This is a genomic window from Deinococcus ficus (assembly GCF_003444775.1).
Classification (GTDB): Bacteria; Deinococcota; Deinococci; order Deinococcales; family Deinococcaceae; genus Deinococcus; species Deinococcus ficus.
This window is the reverse complement of the sequence record NZ_CP021082.1, coordinates 147326-163201: the sequence shown is the minus strand read 5'-3', so window position 1 is coordinate 163201 and position 15876 is coordinate 147326. Positions and strand designations below refer to the sequence as shown.

Sequence of the window (15876 nt, the reverse complement as noted above, 5' to 3'; positions counted from 1 at the left end):
TACCGTGTCGGCACGACCGCGACTTCACGCTGCGTCCAGGAGACCCGAATGAAACTGACTTTGAAGCACGCCTTTGGCCCGCTGCTCGTGACTGCCGTGATGGCCGGCGGCATGGGCACGCCCTCACTCGCCCAGAAGGCCCCGGTCACGACCGCGGCGAAAAACCCCGTGAGCGGCGAGTGGACGGGCAAGCTCGACTGGATCGACGTCCGGTCGACCCTCACCTTGCAGGGCAACAAGGTCACCGGCACCTTCTACTTCGGGGATCGGCCGCACCCCATCGAGGCGGGCGTATGGGACGTGAAGACCGGACAACTGAGCTGCCGCTGGATGAACGGCAGCCGCCCCGTGACCGTCAAAGGCATCCTGAAAAACGGGACGTTCACGGGAACGGCCACCATCAGTGGCGGCACCGACCCACTCGTCATGAAGCGCGCGGCCCCTGCGCCCACCACTGCCGCACCGGCGCAGGTCACCCCCTACGTCATGCAGGGGGTCGTGCGTGACGCCGCCGGCCGGCCACTCGCGGGTGTGGAAGTGTTCGCCGACAACACGCTCTACTACAACGCGAACGTCCTCGCCCGCACGGACGCACAGGGCCGCTACCGCCTCGAACTGCCCAGGAACGAGCCGGGAACATGGAAACCGGGCGCGTACGTGAAGCGGGAGTACCACGGCGTCTTCTACGAACTGCGGTTGTACCCGGGGGACGACAGCCCCTTTGCGGCGTCCAAAGGAGCCGTGCGCGACTTCGTGTGGCGCCTGAGCGGCCGGCAGGAAGACGGCCTGCTGGGCAAGGTGGTGTACGTGTACGGCGAGGAAGGCGTCAATGTCGCGAATGTCGAGGTGACCTTGACGCCCAGCGGCCCGCTGATCGACGGCAGCGCGGGCAGGGCCATCACCCGCCGCGTGACGGGCGGCCGCATTGAGGACGTGCCCATTGGGCGCTACACGATGACTGCTCGGCTGCTGCGCGACGGTACTGCGCCCACCCCGCTCCTCGTCAGCCCCGGCCAGGGAGGCAAGTATGGGGCGTCGGCCACCAGTGATTTTCAGAAGACGAACTACGGCGTCATCATGGAGTTCACCGTGAAACTGGGCGCCGCGCCCGCGCCGGCGGCCGTGGGGAACTCAGGGGGCACCGCCGGCCGTTCGATCTCCGGGGTGCTGCAGTCCAGCGCGGACCTGCAGGGCACGGCCGTGATCCTCTGTGAGGTCAGGAACGGCGAGTGCGATGAATCTACGGAGCGGCAGACGAAGATCACGACGTCCGGCACGAGCGCATGGTACAGCTTCTCCAATGTCACCGAGGGAAAAAGCTACTTCATCTACGGCTGGAAGGACACCGACGGGAACGGCCGGGCGAATGCGGGGGATCTGGTCGGCATGTTCGGCGCGCAGTACGGCGTGAGCAGTGAGCCTCAGGCGGTGACGGCACCCAGCATGACCGCCGACTTCGACGTCACAGTCCTGAACTGAGGCGGCGCAGCGTGGTGCCTTTCAGATGAGCCCTGCATGTCCTTGTGCGTGAAAGCCGTGCTCAGTGAGCCGGGCCCTCTGATGCCGTCCGCCGGGGCCAGGCGACCAGCAGCACTCCGGTCAGGATGACCAGCAGGGCGGACCAGCCCAGGCCGCTCAGCTGCTCGCCCGCCAGAAACACGCCCAGCAGCACCGCCACCACCGGGTTGACGTAGGCGTAGCTGGTCGACAGGGCGGCGCGCGTGTGCGCCACGAGGTACATGTAGGCGCTGTAGGCGATCAGACTTCCGAACACCACGAGGTACGCCAGGGCCCAGGCACTGCGGCTGCTGACCGGCCCCCAGTGTTCTCCCACCACGACGCTCAGCAGGGCGACCACCGCCCCACCGGCCAGCATCTCGGCGGCGCTGGCCATCAGGCCGACTGGCAGCGGCAGCCGGCGTGACCACTGGCTGCCGAACGTCCAGCACAGCGGCGCCAGCACCAGCAGCGCGGCAGCGGTGGGCGTGGCGCGCAGCTCACCCAGGTTCAGCAGCACGATCCCGATCAGGCCGACCCCAATCCCCAGCCACTCGCGCGTCCCGGTGCGTTCCCCCCACAGACGGGCGAACACGCTGGCGAACAGGGGCGAAACGGCGATCATCAGGGCCGCGACGCTGCTGCTGGCCTCCCGTTCGGCCAGCGCCACCAGCCCGGTGCCGCCGCCCAGCAGCAGCGTGCCGATCACGCCACTCCAAGCCCATTCCCGCCGGGACGGTGCGGGCACGCCCCGCCAGCGCAGCACGGCGTACAGGAGGGCGCCGGCCAGCACGAACCGGACAGCCAGCATGCCCAGCGGCGGGAGGGTTTCGATGGCGACTTTCATGCCGTAGTAGGTGCTGCCCCACACCACGTACACGGTGGCCAGCGCGGCCAGGACTGGTGGGGTGAGGGCGGCGCGCGTGGTGTGGGTGCCGGAAACCATGCCCTCCAGCCTAGCGGCCCTCGGAGACCGGATCGCGGGGCCGTTCAGATCGGCATGAGGCGGCCATCCGTGAGGGCAGGGCACCTGCCAAGCCGTCCTGCCGCGGGCGGAGAGGCAGGGGATTCAGGGCGTGCTCTGGTTGGCATGCGTTTTGGGCTGGCACTTCGGCGCCTTCTCGACCAGTCGACGCGACCATGCGGAACCCGGCTGGCCTGCGACCCACCCGCCTGCCTGCTTCTGTGCTCTCCCAACCCGGACTGTCGTGCATGTCCTGGACAGGACATGCATACGGCGCTATTTTGTTTCCCATCGGAGCCGCTCAGCGTGGCTCCTTATTTTTTTTCCAGGACCGCGCCTCAGCGGATTGCCGGTTCCCTCCTGGCCGTCGCCTGTTCCAGTCCGTCTCGGTCCCAGGCGCCCAGGGTCGCGGCCGCCTCGTAGGTGGACTGCAGAAAGCTGAGCAGCGCCGTGTCTGGGTCCGCCGCACTGCGCACCGCCTCGTAGGGCAGGACGAATTCCCGCAGGTCGGTGCTGTAGTACGCCTCTGCCGGCGTCACTGCGGAAGAGGAGAACCCGTCCGGCTCGGGGTACGCGTAACTGTAGAACATCGGAAACGGGCTGGCGGCGCTGCCCGGCCAGAAACCCGCACTGCTCACCTCGTGCGTGTACGCCTCCCGGGCGATCCAGTCGGGCAGGTTCGGAATGCCCCCCGGGTGCGGCGGGGCGGTCTCCCCGGAAAAGCGGGTGACGGCAAGGTCACCGCTGCCCCAGAAGAAGTGGACCGGGCTGCACTTGCCCGCGAAGCGCGCCCGGAACTGCTGAAACACGCGCTGACTGTGCAGCAGGACCAGCCAGAACCGGTGGGCGGCTTCCGGGTCGTAGGACGCGTGCATGTGATCCTCCGCGAACGGCAGGTCATCCTCCAGTTCATTGGGGCGCCCATGAATGCTCAGGTCCAGCCCGAGGTCCCGCAGGACCCCGAACACCTGCTCGTAGAACGTGGCCACCGGCATCGGCTGGAGCGGCAGGGCCCGCCGCTGTCCGTCACTGAGCTGGATGAGCAGCTCATGGTCGATGAAGTCGAAGGTGAGTTCGAACGCGCCGTCGCCATACGGGATGGCCGTGGTGGTCAGCCCCCGTGGCGTGACTGACAGGGTGACGTGCCAGGAGTGGTTCACCCACGGGGTGTGCGCCGTGCGGATCTTCCCGACGATCTGCAGCCAGCGGTGCAGGGTGTGCCACGTGTCGGACCAGTCGCGGTAGTCCAGGCTGGGCCATGGGTGAGCTAACGTCATGAGTTCCTCCCTTCGTGGGCTCGAGCAGCAGATGCCTGGGGCCGCCCCGGCATTCCAGATGCTCGCATGATCACGGCGTGGAGGTGGGCCTCCTGTCGGGCAACCTGGATTCTGCCCTGTACGCTGGCGGTCAATCCTGATCCTCAGGGCCGCCGGGTGTTCTGGCCGGGTCGTCGCTGCGCACGGCGGCCTGGCGGTTCGCCCTTCGCCGCGGAACGGCCTGGGCAACGGGAGGGGGTGGGCCATCCGGCCGATTCGGGAGGCGAGGTCCGGCGCCTACAGTCTGTTCATGAGGTCACCCAGCCAGCCCACGACGATGTGGTTCGATCACCGCCTGGTGATGCGGCCCTCCCCCATCCATGGCGTCGGCACGTTCACGACCCAGGACATCACGGCCGGGGAGCTGCTGATCCTCGTGACTGGCGGCCTGATCTACACGCGTGAGGACCGGGACCTCGGGCGGGTGCGACTGGCCGGCGAGCTGTACAACGAAGAGGAGTTGCCTACGGGCGAACTCATCGTGACGCCGAAGGTGTTCCATTACTACATCAACCATGCCGACGAGCCGAACATCGTGGACCTGACCCGCCACCCCGCCTCGACGCAGTACGTGGCTCTCCGCGACATTCGCGCGGGAGAGGAACTCACCGCCCGCTACCTGTGACCCGGGGCGTGCCCTGGCGGGAGCAGTGAAGGTCAGGCTGGCTGGCCCTGCTGCATCTGTCCGATTCGGTGGATCTGAAGCGGTGTCAACCTGAGGTTGACCGGCCGGTGGTGCCGTGTCTGCCAGACTCGGCAATGGTTCTGATCAGGCTTGTCATGTTTATGGCCGTGTCCGCTTGTATCTGTTGAGAGTCGCAATACAGTGAGCGAATCGCACAATCCCTTGGTGGAATCTCGTCCTGCCACTGAGTGGGTCATTCCTAGACAACCGCCGACCTGTAAAAAATACTCGACGGTCTATACTGCTGGCTTTGAGCGCGAGTAAAGTTGCCTCTTCTCAAGCAGACTCAGGGGACCGATTGAAAAATTTCAGGGCGGTCTCATAAAAAGAAGCTTCGATCAGCGTCCGACGCCATAGGGTAGGCAGCACCTTCGGTGGGCTCCGCACTCGGGAGCCCGCCGTTTCCTTCTGCCCCCTCCAGATCCTCCGCCTGCCAGGAGCCCCACTGTGTCCCACTCATTCAAAGCGCTGTCGTCCCTGCGCCATGTGCCCGGATTCCCCCAGTTCTCCACCTCAGCCCTGCTCCTGGGAACGGCAGCTTCCTTTGCCGTGCCGTACATGCCCCTGTTCGCCAGAAATGAAGCCCACATGTCTCCGCTGCTGCTGGGAATCTTCATGACCCTGATGTCCCTCAGTGGCGTCCTGATCAGCACCAGGCTGGCCCGGCTGTCGGACGGTCCGCTGGGCAGCAAGCCCATCATGCTCACGGCGCTCGTCGGTGCCGCCGTCGGCTACGTGCTGCTCTGCACGACGCACAGTTTCGTGCCCTTGGTCCTGATCGCCAGCATCTTCCTGGGAACCGGCGCAGCGGCGTTCCCTCAACTATTCGCGTTCGCCAGGACCCACTTCACGCTGGCGGGTGATGAGCTTGCCGAGCGGAGCATGATCACGCTCCGGTCCATGTTCTCGATCGCGTGGATGCTCGGGCCGGCGGCCGCGGCCGTCATTCTGGAGGTCGCCGGGTTCAAGGGGCTGTTCCTGTCCACCGCTGCGTTCTACCTGCTGGTGTGCATTCCCCTCGTCCGGGCGAGCTCACGTCCCGTGAGCCGGACGCCGGTGGCTTCCGGGCCCGTTGCTGAAGTCTCAGCGCCTCAACGCCCCCTGGCTCTGGTGGCGCTCTGCTTCGTCCTGTTCGGCATGTCCAACACCATGGGCTTCATCGCTCTGCCGCTTCACGTGACCGGTGCCATGCACGAACCAAGCAGCACCGTGGGCTGGCTGATCGGTCTGTGCGCCTTTCTGGAGATCCCTTTTATTCTCGGCTTCGCGTTTTTTTCCGGCCGGTTTTCGAACGAACGGCTGATCATCCTCAGCCTGGGCATGTTCGTGGTGTACTTCATCCTGATGGCGGTCGCCCCCGCCGTGTGGGTACTCGCGGCCGCCCAGCTGATCCGCGCGGCGGTGATTGCGGTGACGTCCACGCTCGGCATGGCCTACTTCCAGGAGTTGATGCCCAACCGGACCGGGACCGCGCTGACGCTTTACGCGAACACGAACAGTGTGGGCGCCGTCCTGTCCGGCGTCGTCTCCGGTGCGTTTGCGCAGGCCTTCGGGTACCAGGCGGTGTTCCTGCTGTGTGCGGTGCTGACCGGCGCGGCGTTTGTCCTGCTGTCAGTCATTACGCGGCGCCCCTCGACGGGAGCGGCGGAACTGAGGGTGGCCGCCCCCAGTCCGAAGTGACCGCAGGGCTGCTCCAAGGTCTCCAAACGGTCACGACCTCCTCTGCCCCGTGACCATGACGCTGTCCTGGGTCCACCCACACCGCCCAATGTTCTCCCACTACTCCCGAACTCATTTCGCAACACGCCGCGGCGGAGGGAACGCGCCGCTGTCCCCCCCGATCCCAGAGGTGCCCGCATGAATTCACGGAAGATCCAGATGACCGAGCCCTTCGAATTCGCGGCAGACGCGTCCCGGTGGTCCTGGACGCAACCAGACGGCGCCCGGCCCGACACGGGGCAATCGCACCGAAGTGGCCAGGCGTGCCCGGTGAAGGCATGAAGCGGCAGGACAGCGTCTCTCCCGTCCGGGTCGGCGTGATCGGCCTGGGGGCCATCGGCCAGAGCCTGCTCAAGGCGTTGACCGCCCACCCTGAGATGCAGGTCACCGCGGTGTGCGATGTCAATGCCGCCCTGGCGGAAACGACGGCCCGGACGCTCTCGGCCTCGGCCTGGACCGACCACCAGAGCCTGCTCGCCGCCGCCGACCTGGACCTGGTGTACGTGGCCGTGCCGCCGCAGTACCACCACGCCATCACCCTGGACGTCATCGCGTCCGGTCGGCACGTGCTGTGCGAGAAGCCCCTGGCGCTTACGTTGAGCGAGGCGCAGGACATGCACCGTGCTGCGCAGGCGGCGGGCATTGTGCACGCCCTGAACCTGCCGCTGCATATGGACCCGGGGATCGAGACGTTCCGGCGCCTCGTTCGGGAAGTGGGGCCACTGCGCCGCGCTGAGTTGACACTCGTCTTCCCGCAGTGGCCGCGGCCCTGGCAGCACAATCCCTGGATCGGCGGGCGGGCGCAGGGCGGCCCCGTTCGAGAGGTCGGCCCGCACATGCTGCACGTCATCCTCACCACCCTCGGAAAGGTCACGCGGGTATGGGCCCACGCGGAGTACCCCGCGCACGACCCGGCCGCCTGTGAAACCGCGGCGCTGGGAACGTTCGAACTCGAAGGCGGATCCCTGGTCGTCGTGTCATGCCTGACGAACGTGCCGCGCCCCGAACAGGTGAGCCTCACGGTCTACGGTTCGAACGGCACTGCTGGACTGGTGAACTGGGCCTCGCCCGTGCTGGCCTGGGACCAGGGACCGCTTGAAGCGGTGGCGGTCGGGGAACCTCGGGTGCCTGCCGGGGAACGGCTGGTGCATGCCCTCGTGAGCCGGGTGCGCGGGGAGCCCGGGGACCTCGTGGACTTTTCCATGGGCGTCCGCATTCAGGCGGTCCTGGAGGCCTGGGAGCGTTCGTCCGCCGTGGGCTCCTGGGTGGACGTCCCGTCCACCTGAAGTAGACCTGTACGCGGAGGATGCCACTGGTCTCTGCGCCCTTCCTCGGTCGGTGGTGGGTTGCGCTTCTGCCCTGGCGTGGCGCCTGGGGTCATGCGTCACGCGGGTTAACGACCAGCAGGACGGTCAGCTCAGGGAGGCTGACCGTCCTGTTGGTCGCCCCTGCGTGGCGACATGGCAAAGGCGCCCGTGTGGGCGCCTCGCTGGGGATGTGTGGTCAGGCGTGGCTGAGGGTGGGCTGCGGGGCGCTGAGGGGCGCGGGGCGGCGGGCGAAGCCCAGCAGCATCACCAGGGCGCCCGCGGCGATCACGGCGTACCCGGCATAGAGGGCGATGCTGCCCATGAGCCAGAAGGCATACGCGGTCAGGAGGATGCTTCTCAGGCTGTCGCCCATGAACAGCGTCTGCCGCAGTTCACCCAGCTTGGCGACTTCCGCCTTGTCGGCCGTGGGGTCCTTGCTCGCTTTCATGAACGCGCCGCTGACCTCGGTGTACGTCTTGCCCTGACTGGAGGCCATCATGTGTTCCCAGATGTAGTTGTTCGCGTACACCTGCGCCTTGGGGCCGGTGTCCAGGTCCGTGCCCAGGTAGGGCTTCAGCGCATCCTGGGAGGCCTGGGGGAGATTGGCGATGCCTTCGGCGGCGGGCATCACGATGCGTTCCTGCTTGAGCTGGTCGGAGACGTACCCGTGCGCGAAGTTCCCAGCGACGGCGAGAACGATCCCCACGACGAAGAGGACGAGGCTGGCGATCATGCTGGTGGTCTTGTTCATACTCATGGCTCCTTGGAGCGGTAAGGGCGGTTCGGCGAACGCTTCAGATGAAGTGGTTGCGCCTGTGCAACCGCCGACCTGAGGGTAGAGTAGGCGCATTTCGAGGGCGAAGTGTCCCCGGGACACTTGCCCTTTTCGGCGTCCTGGCGCGAGTTTTTACCGGATTGTCCCGGGGCCCCGAAGCGGCCTCCTCGAGTTTCCCGTGCCACAACCACGTGACCGGCGTCAGTGTGGGTTCTCGCCGTCCTTCATGCGGCCGCTGCCTGCCGGTGGTCTGTTCCAACATGACCACCGGACCCCAGGCAAGACAGGGAAACGGTTTTGCCCGGGGAAGCCCCATGACGTCACCCAGAACGGTGATCGTGCATCGTGAAACTTTTCAGCCGACCCAAGCCTCTAATGGATATGCGTGCCCTGCTCTTCATGGCGGCCCTGCTGGGGTCCACCGCCGCTGGCATCGACTCCTCCAGCCTCAGGGCCGCTGCCGATTACTCCCGCGACCACCGCGGCAGCGCGGTCCTGGTGATGACAGGCGGCCAAGTGGTGTTCTCCGAGGGGCAGAACGGCTTTTCTCTGTCTCAGGCGCACATGCTGGCCAGCGGATCGAAATCCTTCGCCTGTGCGCTGGCGGTCGCGTTGATGGATCAGGGCGTGCTGTCGCTGGACGAGCGTGTCAGCACCACCCTGCCTGAATGGGCCACTGACCCCCTCAAGCGGCAAGTTACCGTGCGTCACCTGCTGAGCTTCACGAGTGGTCTCCCCGGGCGGATCGGGCCCAACGCCGTCCGCCTGAACGCGGACCTGTTCGGGAGCGCCCTGCACGCGCCCTTCCAGGCCCCGCCAGGCGGCCGGTTCACGTACGGGAACGCCCACCTCGCCGCGTTCGGACTGCTGGTGCAGCGCAAGACCCGACTGGACCCTGCCCTGGTCCTGCAACGCCAGGTGCTTGACCGGATCGGAGTGCGCGCGCAGTGGACGCGCGATCAGAAAGGGCAGCCGAACCTGGCCGGGAGCGCCAGCATGACGGCCCTCGACTGGGCAAAGTACGGGCAGCTGATCGTGCAGGGCGGGGTCTGGAACGGACGGCAGGTCCTCTCCAAAGAGGGACTGAAGCAGTGTTTCAAGGGCAGCGAGGCGCTGGCCACATACGGGCTGACCTGGTGGCTGAACGTGCCGTTCGGCGGGACGCTGGATGCCGGGGATGAGGTGCCCGTTCAGGCCGTAGGCGTGGGCAGCGGAGAGGCGCAGCAGATTGCACCAAGCGCACCGATGTCGATGGTCATGGCGGCCGGCGCACTGAACCAGCGGCTGTACCTGCTGCCAGAGGAGCAGACCGTGGTGGTCCGGTTCGGCGAGGGTGGCCCCTGGAGCGACGACGCGTTCCTGGCCCAACTGCTTGGGAAACGCTGACAGACAAATTGGCAAGCCAGCAGCATCCTCAGGGACCGGCAGACTGATCTTCAGGCCCGGCGCGGGCATCTCCTGGGCCAGGTCGCGCGGTCTGCGTGGACTGAGACATCAGTTGCATACGTCTCAGGGCACGTCCGGTCCCGAAGCCCTGGTGAACCTGGAGATGGGCGACCAGTGCTCCATTCCGTGTGAGGTCCGTCAGGAGATGGCCGTCAGTGCGTTAAAGGACTTGCCTGCAAGGCCCCACACCCTGAGGGTGTGACGCAGACAGCGGACGCCGTCCTCACACTTTCTGTGCCGGGAAGTGCGGTTTGGAAGCACATGCTGGCGGCCCGCCGGGGGGGAGGAATTTGAATCACGCCGCCGTCAGGTGGAGGGCTCGCTGGCGGGGTTCACGGACAGGTCCTTGCGCAGCAGATACAGCGTGCAGCCCGCCGGGTAGTCCTCCAGCACCCCGTAGACGCTGTAACCGCGCGCCTGATAGAACGCCGGGGCCTGAAAATCGAAAGTGGAGAGCTTGACGTGGCGAGCGCCCATCCGCTGGGCCTCCTGTTCAGCCTGGTCGAGCAGCATTCTGCCAATTCCCTGGCCTCGAGCCTCGTCACTCACCCACAACAGGTCCACGTCCAGCCACCCCCTGCGCACGGACCCGGCCAGACCGCCCACCAGGTGTTCCTCGCGATGCACGGTCAGCTCAAAGGGCACGGCGGTGTCCAGCTCGGCCGCCACACCCCGTGCAAAAGCCGGCGAGGTGGTGACGTTGTGACGGCCAAGGCGGTCTCGCAACCGCTCGCGAACGTCGTCGCTCATGGTCCGGGTGAGATGAACTGCTTTCAACATGGGCCTCCTGTCAGGCGCACATTATGCGGGCATCTCCCGGCCAGACGGTGATGGACCCAGCCATTGAACAGGGGCCGCCACACGTCAACAGAAAGGCGGAGTCCCCCGGTGCACTGGATGCCTCGTGCAGCGCCTCGCTCCGATCAGCGTTCTCGGCACCGGCATGATGAGCCGCACCCTGGCCCGCCGGCTGGCCGCAGCCGGGTACCCGGTCATGGTGGAGTGGCGTGATCCTGGCACGGCTCAGGCAGTGGCGCACGATCTCGTCGGCCCAGTTCGGGCTGGCAGACTCAGCGAAGCCGCCCGCGCCGGAGACGTCGTGGCCATCGCCTTCGAGCATGTGTCGGCCACCGGGGCGGACGCCGGGGAGCTCACCGGCAAGGTCCAGCTCGATTTGACCAGTGCCTGGGACACCACCCGGCAGCCCATTCCGCTGGCTGTTGGGCACACCTCCTCCGCCCCCTAGAAACTCGCGCGGCGGGCCCCAGGCGCGCACTTCGTCAAGAATCTCAATTTTCTCTCCGCCGAAGTGCTCGACCGGCCCAACTTCGATGGGATTGCGTCAGCCGGGCTTTACTGCGGAGATGACGAGGTGCCAAGGCGGTCGTGGCGCAATAGCTGGGGGGCTGGGTCTCGATCCCAGGGACGCCGGGCCGCTCTCCAGCGCTCGTCCTCTCGAACCGCTGGGGCTGCTGTGATTGCGTCTGGCCCGCCATTCTGGCGCAGGTCCGTTCTCGACGTTCACGTTGTTGTTCCGGTCTGCCCCGGGGCCCTCCCAGGCAGCGCCAGCACCGCTTCAGTGCTGCCTACAGTCCCTCAAGCTGCCTGGCCTGACCTTCACGCCCTTCTGCTCAAGGGTGGGCGGTCGATCCTGGCAAGGTGTCACCCGTCCAGTCCCAGAGCGCGCGGGCCTCGTCTGCGCGGGCGAGGCTCCACTCGCACAGGGCAGTCCACCGCGCCGCGAGCTCGTCGGGCGCCGCGCCGAACAGTTGTCGCGCCCGTGCCTGCCGCTGCTCCTGTGTCCAGAAGGCCACCAGGGTCGGTGCCGTCACGCCGAAATGAAGCGGCATCCACGCGGCGTACCCGAGCCGCACCAGACGCTCGTCCCCTGACCAGCCGGCCTGACGAAGCCCCGCGACGTACGCCGCGAACACCGCGGCCTCCAACGGCCCGATCTGCCCGACGTCCCACTCGCCGAACATGCAGGTGGAGCCCACCAGCGACACCAGGTCCCCGCCCTCCGGGCCGAGGCCGCACCACGCCCAGTCCAGCGCGACCACCGCCTCCGCCTGCATCAGAAGATTGCGGCGGTGGAAGTCGAAGTGGGAGAACACCTGAGGCAGGCGTCCCAGCACGCCCAGGAAGAACGCCCGCTGCTCCCAGGTCCGCTGAATCCGCTCGGTCAGCGCTGGGGTGAAGGCGGACGGCACCCTGTGTGGAGCCTCACCTCCCCCCGGGCCGAACATGCTGGACCACTGCCGGACCAGGTCCCGGAGCAGCCACGCCGTGTCCGGCAGGGGCCGTCGTGTCAGAACGCTCCCGTGCCACTCGCCCAGTTGCCGCGCCGCGCGGGTGTACTCGTCCAGCGTCCATCGTCTCCCGACGGACTCGGTCACGTGTTCCAGCCACAGCCACGTCTGCCCCTCCTGCTCGGTGACCGCGTAGGCACGCGGCGCCCGGAGGCCCGCGGACGGAGAGGTGAGCAGCCCGGAGCGGTAGGCCTCGACTTCCCTGGCAAGGAACAACAGGTGGCCGGGGTCAGCGTCCTCGTCGGGCGTGGTGAAGGTCTTGACGACCAGGGCCCAGGCCTGCCGTGATTGACCGGCCTGGGCGTGGCCGCGGACGAGAAACAGGCTGTCCTGACTGGTGACGCCCTGGTCGCTGAGGAGGGCGACCGTGAAGTCGGTGACCTGCAGGTCTGGGCGCCGAGCCGCTTGGCGGACGACCGGGTCAAGGGTTTGGGGCTGGAGGCGTTCAAGCGTGTGCAGGTTCGTTGAGGGCATGTCGACCTTGCTGACTCACGAGTGGCCTGAGGCCGCCACTCATGCTGGGTGCGCTGTCCACCGGGCGGCCCACCTCCTTGCGCGTCAGGGACGCCGTGATCGAAGTGCAATTGATTTTCTCCCTTCAGAAGACCGATGATCGGTTGCGCTTTTGAAGGGCGATTCCGCCAGGGGGGTGCACCTCACCGCCCGTTGTAGTGAGCATCGGTTGCGTCCACGCCGGGTGACGATAATGAACCATGCGTGCCTTTGTGACGGGAGCCACGGGCTTCATCGGCCAGCGCGTCGTTCATCACCTGCTTCGCCACGACCATCAGGTCACGGCGCTGGTGCGCCATCCGGAGGCGGCCACCCATCTCCGGGCGCTCGGGGTGCAGCTGATCCCCGGCGACGTCACCCGGCCACAGGGTCTGGTGGCCGCCATGCAGGGCCACGATTGCGTGTTGCACCTCGCCAACCGGTACAGCCTGTACGAACCGGACGAGGCCCTGTACGAGTCAGTGAATGTGGACGGCAACCGCCATGTCATGCAGGCGGCTTTGGAGGCGGGAGTGGGCAAGGTGGTGCACGTCAGCAGCATCGTGGCGTTCGGCGCTTCCCCCGATCAGCCGCTGAGGGAAGACAGCCGCGTGGGACCCCATGCGAACGCCTACGCCCGCACCAAGCACGCCGGGGACGAGGTCGTCCGGGCGTATGCCCGCCGCGGCCTGCCCGTCGTCATGATCTACCCGGGAGCGGTCCTGGGGCCGGGGGACCCGAAGGACACAGGCGCCTGGATCCGTCGGCTGGTGCGCCGGCAGCAACCCGCCCGGGTATTCGAATCCGGGGGATTTACGTTCGTGCATGTGGATGACGTGGCCGAAGCGATCGTCCGGGCCGCGGAGCGGGACGGGAATGCCGGAGAGAGCTACCTCATCGGACGCGAGTACCTGTCAAACAGGCAGTTCATGTCCCTGGTGAGCGAGCTGTCAGGCGTGCCTCAGCCGCGACTGGCCCTGCCGGACTGGCTGGCGCACGCAGCGGCGCGGGTGGCGGGGGCCGTGTCGCGCGTGACGGGTCGGCCCCCGCTGCTGGGCTTGTCGCCTGACACGGCCCGGCACCTCTCGCAGGGCTTCCGGTTCGACAGCGACAAAGCGGAGCGTGAACTGGGATTGACGTACACGCCGGTGCGGGAGGCTCTGCGCGCCGATATCGCGACCTTTCACGCCGGGTGAACGGAGCGCGCCGCCTGGCGCTCTGGCGCATGCGCAGGGCCGTGTCACGTCCACCCCGGGCCAACGTGGGATGCGCCGCCCTGAACGGCCTCTCCACGTCTCCCAGACTGGCCTGGGGAGAGCGGGTGCTTGATTCCTGAGAGCGAGGACGACCCGGCGAGTACCCCCTGACTGACCGCCCAGGGTGCGGACCCGCCAAGCGCCGTAGCCACCGCGGCCCAAAGGCGTGACCCGGGATGTGCACTGCGTTCCCCCTCGTTCAGGCAACGTGCCCTTTGGGCAGCGTGAAGCCGAAGGTGGCGCCCTCGCCGGGGCGGCCCTCGGCGAACACCTGGCCGCCGTGTTTCAGGATCAGGCGGCGGACACTGGCCAGCCCCACACCGGTCCCGCTGACCTCATCGGCCCGGTGCAGCCGCTGAAACAGGTTGAATAAGCGGTCCTGATACCGCGGATCGAAGCCCAGGCCGTTGTCTCTCACGCTGACCTTCCACGCGCCGCCCAGGTCTTCTGCCCAGATGCGGATGCTGGCCGGGTCGCGGCTCTGCGTGAATTTCAATGCGTTCTCCGTCAACTGGGTCAGCACCTGACTCAACGCCTCCTGGTCACCCCACACCTGGGGCAGGTCAGTCACTTCCCAGGCGACGTTCCGGGTCAGCAGATCGGGAAGCAGGGTCGTCTGAATCCGGGCCATGAGTTGATTCAGGTCGACCAAGCTGGGCTGCAGGGTCCGCTGGGCGGCGTTCGACAGGTCGAGCAGCCCATCGATCAGGGTGTTCATCTGCCGCCCCGACTGTTCGACGACGTCGAGGTAGCGGGCGCTACGCTCGTCGAGCCGGCCGTCCAGAGCTTTGCGCGCCAGTTCGAGAAAGCCGATCATGTGCCGCACCGGGGTCCGCAGGTCGTGTGACACCGAGTACGAGAACGCCTGCAGTTCCGCCGTCGACTCGGCGAGTTCCCGGGTGCGAAGGTCGAGCGCGTCGCGTTGTACGGTCACGGTGCGGGTCTGCCGCGCCCGGTCGAGGGCCAGGTCCAGACTGCGGCCGACCGCGCGGAAGATTCCTTTGCTGCGCTCATCCCAGACGGCCGAGGTCTGGGAGCCGATCATCAGAACGCTCTCCAGCGTTTCGTCCTTGAAGTACGGGTACCCGGCGGCCGCCTGGTAGATCCCGGATTCCGGAATCAGCAGTCCGGAGTCGCGCCAGTGGTCGATGAAGGTGGCGGTGTTCTGTTGAAGGCCCCTGGCGATGCTGGAGTGCTGCAGTGGAAAACCGCGTTGCAGCAGGGGCAGCAGGGCGGGATCGGCTGAGGGGCTCCAGACGCTGGCGCGGAACAGGTCGCCGTCCCGCTCGAAGTAGGCGGCTTCCACGTCACAGGTCTCGTGCAGCAGGGTGATGGCCTGACCCACCAGCTGGGAGAGGTTCGTTTCGCTGCCCACCGCCTCGGTGAACGCCACGAAGGCCGCCTGAGCGGCGCGTTCTTCCTCGAGCTGCCGGGTCTGGTCCTCCAGCTGCCGGGTGCGCTCGTGAACGTGGGCTTCCAGTCTACTGATCGCCTCTGCGCGGCCCAGGGCAATGGCGCACTGGGCGGACAGGATCCGGAGGAACCGCCGCTCCTCGGGCGAGAAATGATGGGGTGCGGCGAAGTCGAGCACGATGACCCCGAAGGGCCGGTCGTCGAGGAACATCGGCAGCGCGGCGTTGGCAATGGCCTCCAGGTCCCGGGTGCGGCGTTCGAGTTCCGGGTAGGCATCCCTTAACGCGCCGGCGTCCTCGAAGTACTGCGCCTCACGCAGGCGCAGGATGTCGGCGATCAGGACGTGGTCTTCGCTGGCGCTCTCCTGCGGGACGGCGATCGTCTCGCCGTCCGCGCCCCGGCGGCCTGTGATCTTCAGTGGCTGATCGGGCTGGTTCACCAGCAGCACGGTCCCGGCGTCCGCCCCAAGCGCGGCGAGGGCCGGGGCAAGCACCGTTTCGATGACCTCCTGCACCGTGCTGGTGGCAGCGAGGGCGTCGGTGATGTGCTGAAGGCGCTCTGCCAGTGGTGCGACGAGCTCCAGATCGGAGCCGGGCAGAGAAGTCATGCCTCAACATAACCGCTGGTTTGTCTGCGGGCCGTTGGCGGACGCTTCACCCAGCGCGGCCGAGCCCGCTTCCAGGCGGCGCCGAACGGG

Annotated in this window: 13 protein-coding genes; 7 read left to right on the top strand and 6 right to left on the bottom strand. The window is 67.2% G+C overall.

Annotation, left to right across the window (positions count from 1 at the left end; translation table 11 throughout):
* Window positions 1-48: 48 nt before the first annotated feature.
* Window positions 49-1479 (top strand): carboxypeptidase-like regulatory domain-containing protein, encoded by a 1431-nt coding sequence (locus DFI_RS14345; protein ID WP_051308050.1) that lies wholly within the window; start codon window positions 49-51, stop codon window positions 1477-1479.
* Window positions 1480-1540: 61 nt separating this feature from the next.
* On the opposite strand, the gene yedA is transcribed toward DFI_RS14345, so the two are convergent.
* Window positions 1541-2443, bottom strand: coding sequence for a drug/metabolite exporter YedA (gene yedA / locus DFI_RS14340; protein ID WP_027463656.1), 903 nt, complete (start codon window positions 2441-2443; stop codon window positions 1541-1543).
* Between the two features lie 356 nt (window positions 2444-2799).
* Window positions 2800-3738: a DUF5996 family protein gene (locus tag DFI_RS14335; RefSeq protein ID WP_027463655.1), complete on the bottom strand. Its 939-nt coding sequence runs from the start codon at window positions 3736-3738 to the stop codon at window positions 2800-2802.
* Window positions 3739-4027: 289 nt separating this feature from the next.
* On the opposite strand from DFI_RS14335, the gene DFI_RS14330 reads away from it, so the two are divergent.
* The 3 genes from DFI_RS14330 to DFI_RS14320 all read left to right on the top strand — a co-directional run bounded on the left by DFI_RS14330 (window position 4028) and on the right by DFI_RS14320 (window position 7467).
* Entirely contained in the window at window positions 4028-4402 is a 375-nt protein-coding gene (locus tag DFI_RS14330) for an SET domain-containing protein-lysine N-methyltransferase (RefSeq protein WP_199805835.1), read from the top strand.
* A gap of 468 nt (window positions 4403-4870) precedes the next feature.
* Window positions 4871-6142, top strand: a complete 1272-nt coding sequence (locus tag DFI_RS14325; protein WP_118375978.1) for an MFS transporter — start codon at window positions 4871-4873, stop codon at window positions 6140-6142.
* A gap of 317 nt (window positions 6143-6459) precedes the next feature.
* Window positions 6460-7467 (top strand): Gfo/Idh/MocA family protein, encoded by a 1008-nt coding sequence (locus DFI_RS14320; RefSeq protein WP_027463653.1) that lies wholly within the window; start codon window positions 6460-6462, stop codon window positions 7465-7467.
* Window positions 7468-7684: 217 nt separating this feature from the next.
* Here DFI_RS14320 and DFI_RS14315 read toward each other — a convergent pair whose 3' ends face one another.
* On the bottom strand, window positions 7685-8239 hold the full coding sequence (locus DFI_RS14315; RefSeq protein WP_051308048.1) for a hypothetical protein: 555 nt from the start codon (window positions 8237-8239) through the stop codon (window positions 7685-7687).
* A gap of 405 nt (window positions 8240-8644) precedes the next feature.
* Here DFI_RS14315 and DFI_RS14310 point away from each other — a divergent pair, with 405 nt between their 5' ends.
* Complete coding sequence (locus DFI_RS14310) at window positions 8645-9649, top strand: serine hydrolase domain-containing protein (RefSeq protein ID WP_051308046.1); 1005 nt, start codon at window positions 8645-8647, stop codon at window positions 9647-9649.
* Between the two features lie 366 nt (window positions 9650-10015).
* Here DFI_RS14310 and DFI_RS14305 read toward each other — a convergent pair whose 3' ends face one another.
* A complete protein-coding gene (locus tag DFI_RS14305; RefSeq protein WP_051308044.1) occupies window positions 10016-10489 on the bottom strand; it encodes a GNAT family N-acetyltransferase in 474 nt (157 codons plus the stop codon).
* Between the two features lie 124 nt (window positions 10490-10613).
* On the opposite strand from DFI_RS14305, the gene DFI_RS14300 reads away from it, so the two are divergent.
* Window positions 10614-10955 carry an NAD(P)-binding domain-containing protein gene (locus DFI_RS14300; RefSeq protein WP_027463651.1) on the top strand — a complete coding sequence of 114 codons (342 nt, stop codon included), beginning with the start codon at window positions 10614-10616 and terminating at the stop codon, window positions 10953-10955.
* 385 nt (window positions 10956-11340) lie between these two features.
* Here the strand turns inward: DFI_RS14300 and DFI_RS14295 are convergent, their stop codons facing one another.
* On the bottom strand, window positions 11341-12492 hold the full coding sequence (locus tag DFI_RS14295; protein ID WP_027463650.1) for an aminoglycoside phosphotransferase family protein: 1152 nt from the start codon (window positions 12490-12492) through the stop codon (window positions 11341-11343).
* A gap of 239 nt (window positions 12493-12731) precedes the next feature.
* On the opposite strand from DFI_RS14295, the gene DFI_RS14290 reads away from it, so the two are divergent.
* Complete coding sequence (locus DFI_RS14290; RefSeq protein WP_043778868.1) at window positions 12732-13706, top strand: NAD-dependent epimerase/dehydratase family protein; 975 nt, start codon at window positions 12732-12734, stop codon at window positions 13704-13706.
* Between the two features lie 259 nt (window positions 13707-13965).
* Here the strand turns inward: DFI_RS14290 and DFI_RS14285 are convergent, their stop codons facing one another.
* Entirely contained in the window at window positions 13966-15786 is a 1821-nt protein-coding gene (locus DFI_RS14285) for an ATP-binding protein (protein WP_051308042.1), read from the bottom strand.
* Between the last annotated feature and the right edge of the window lie 90 nt (window positions 15787-15876).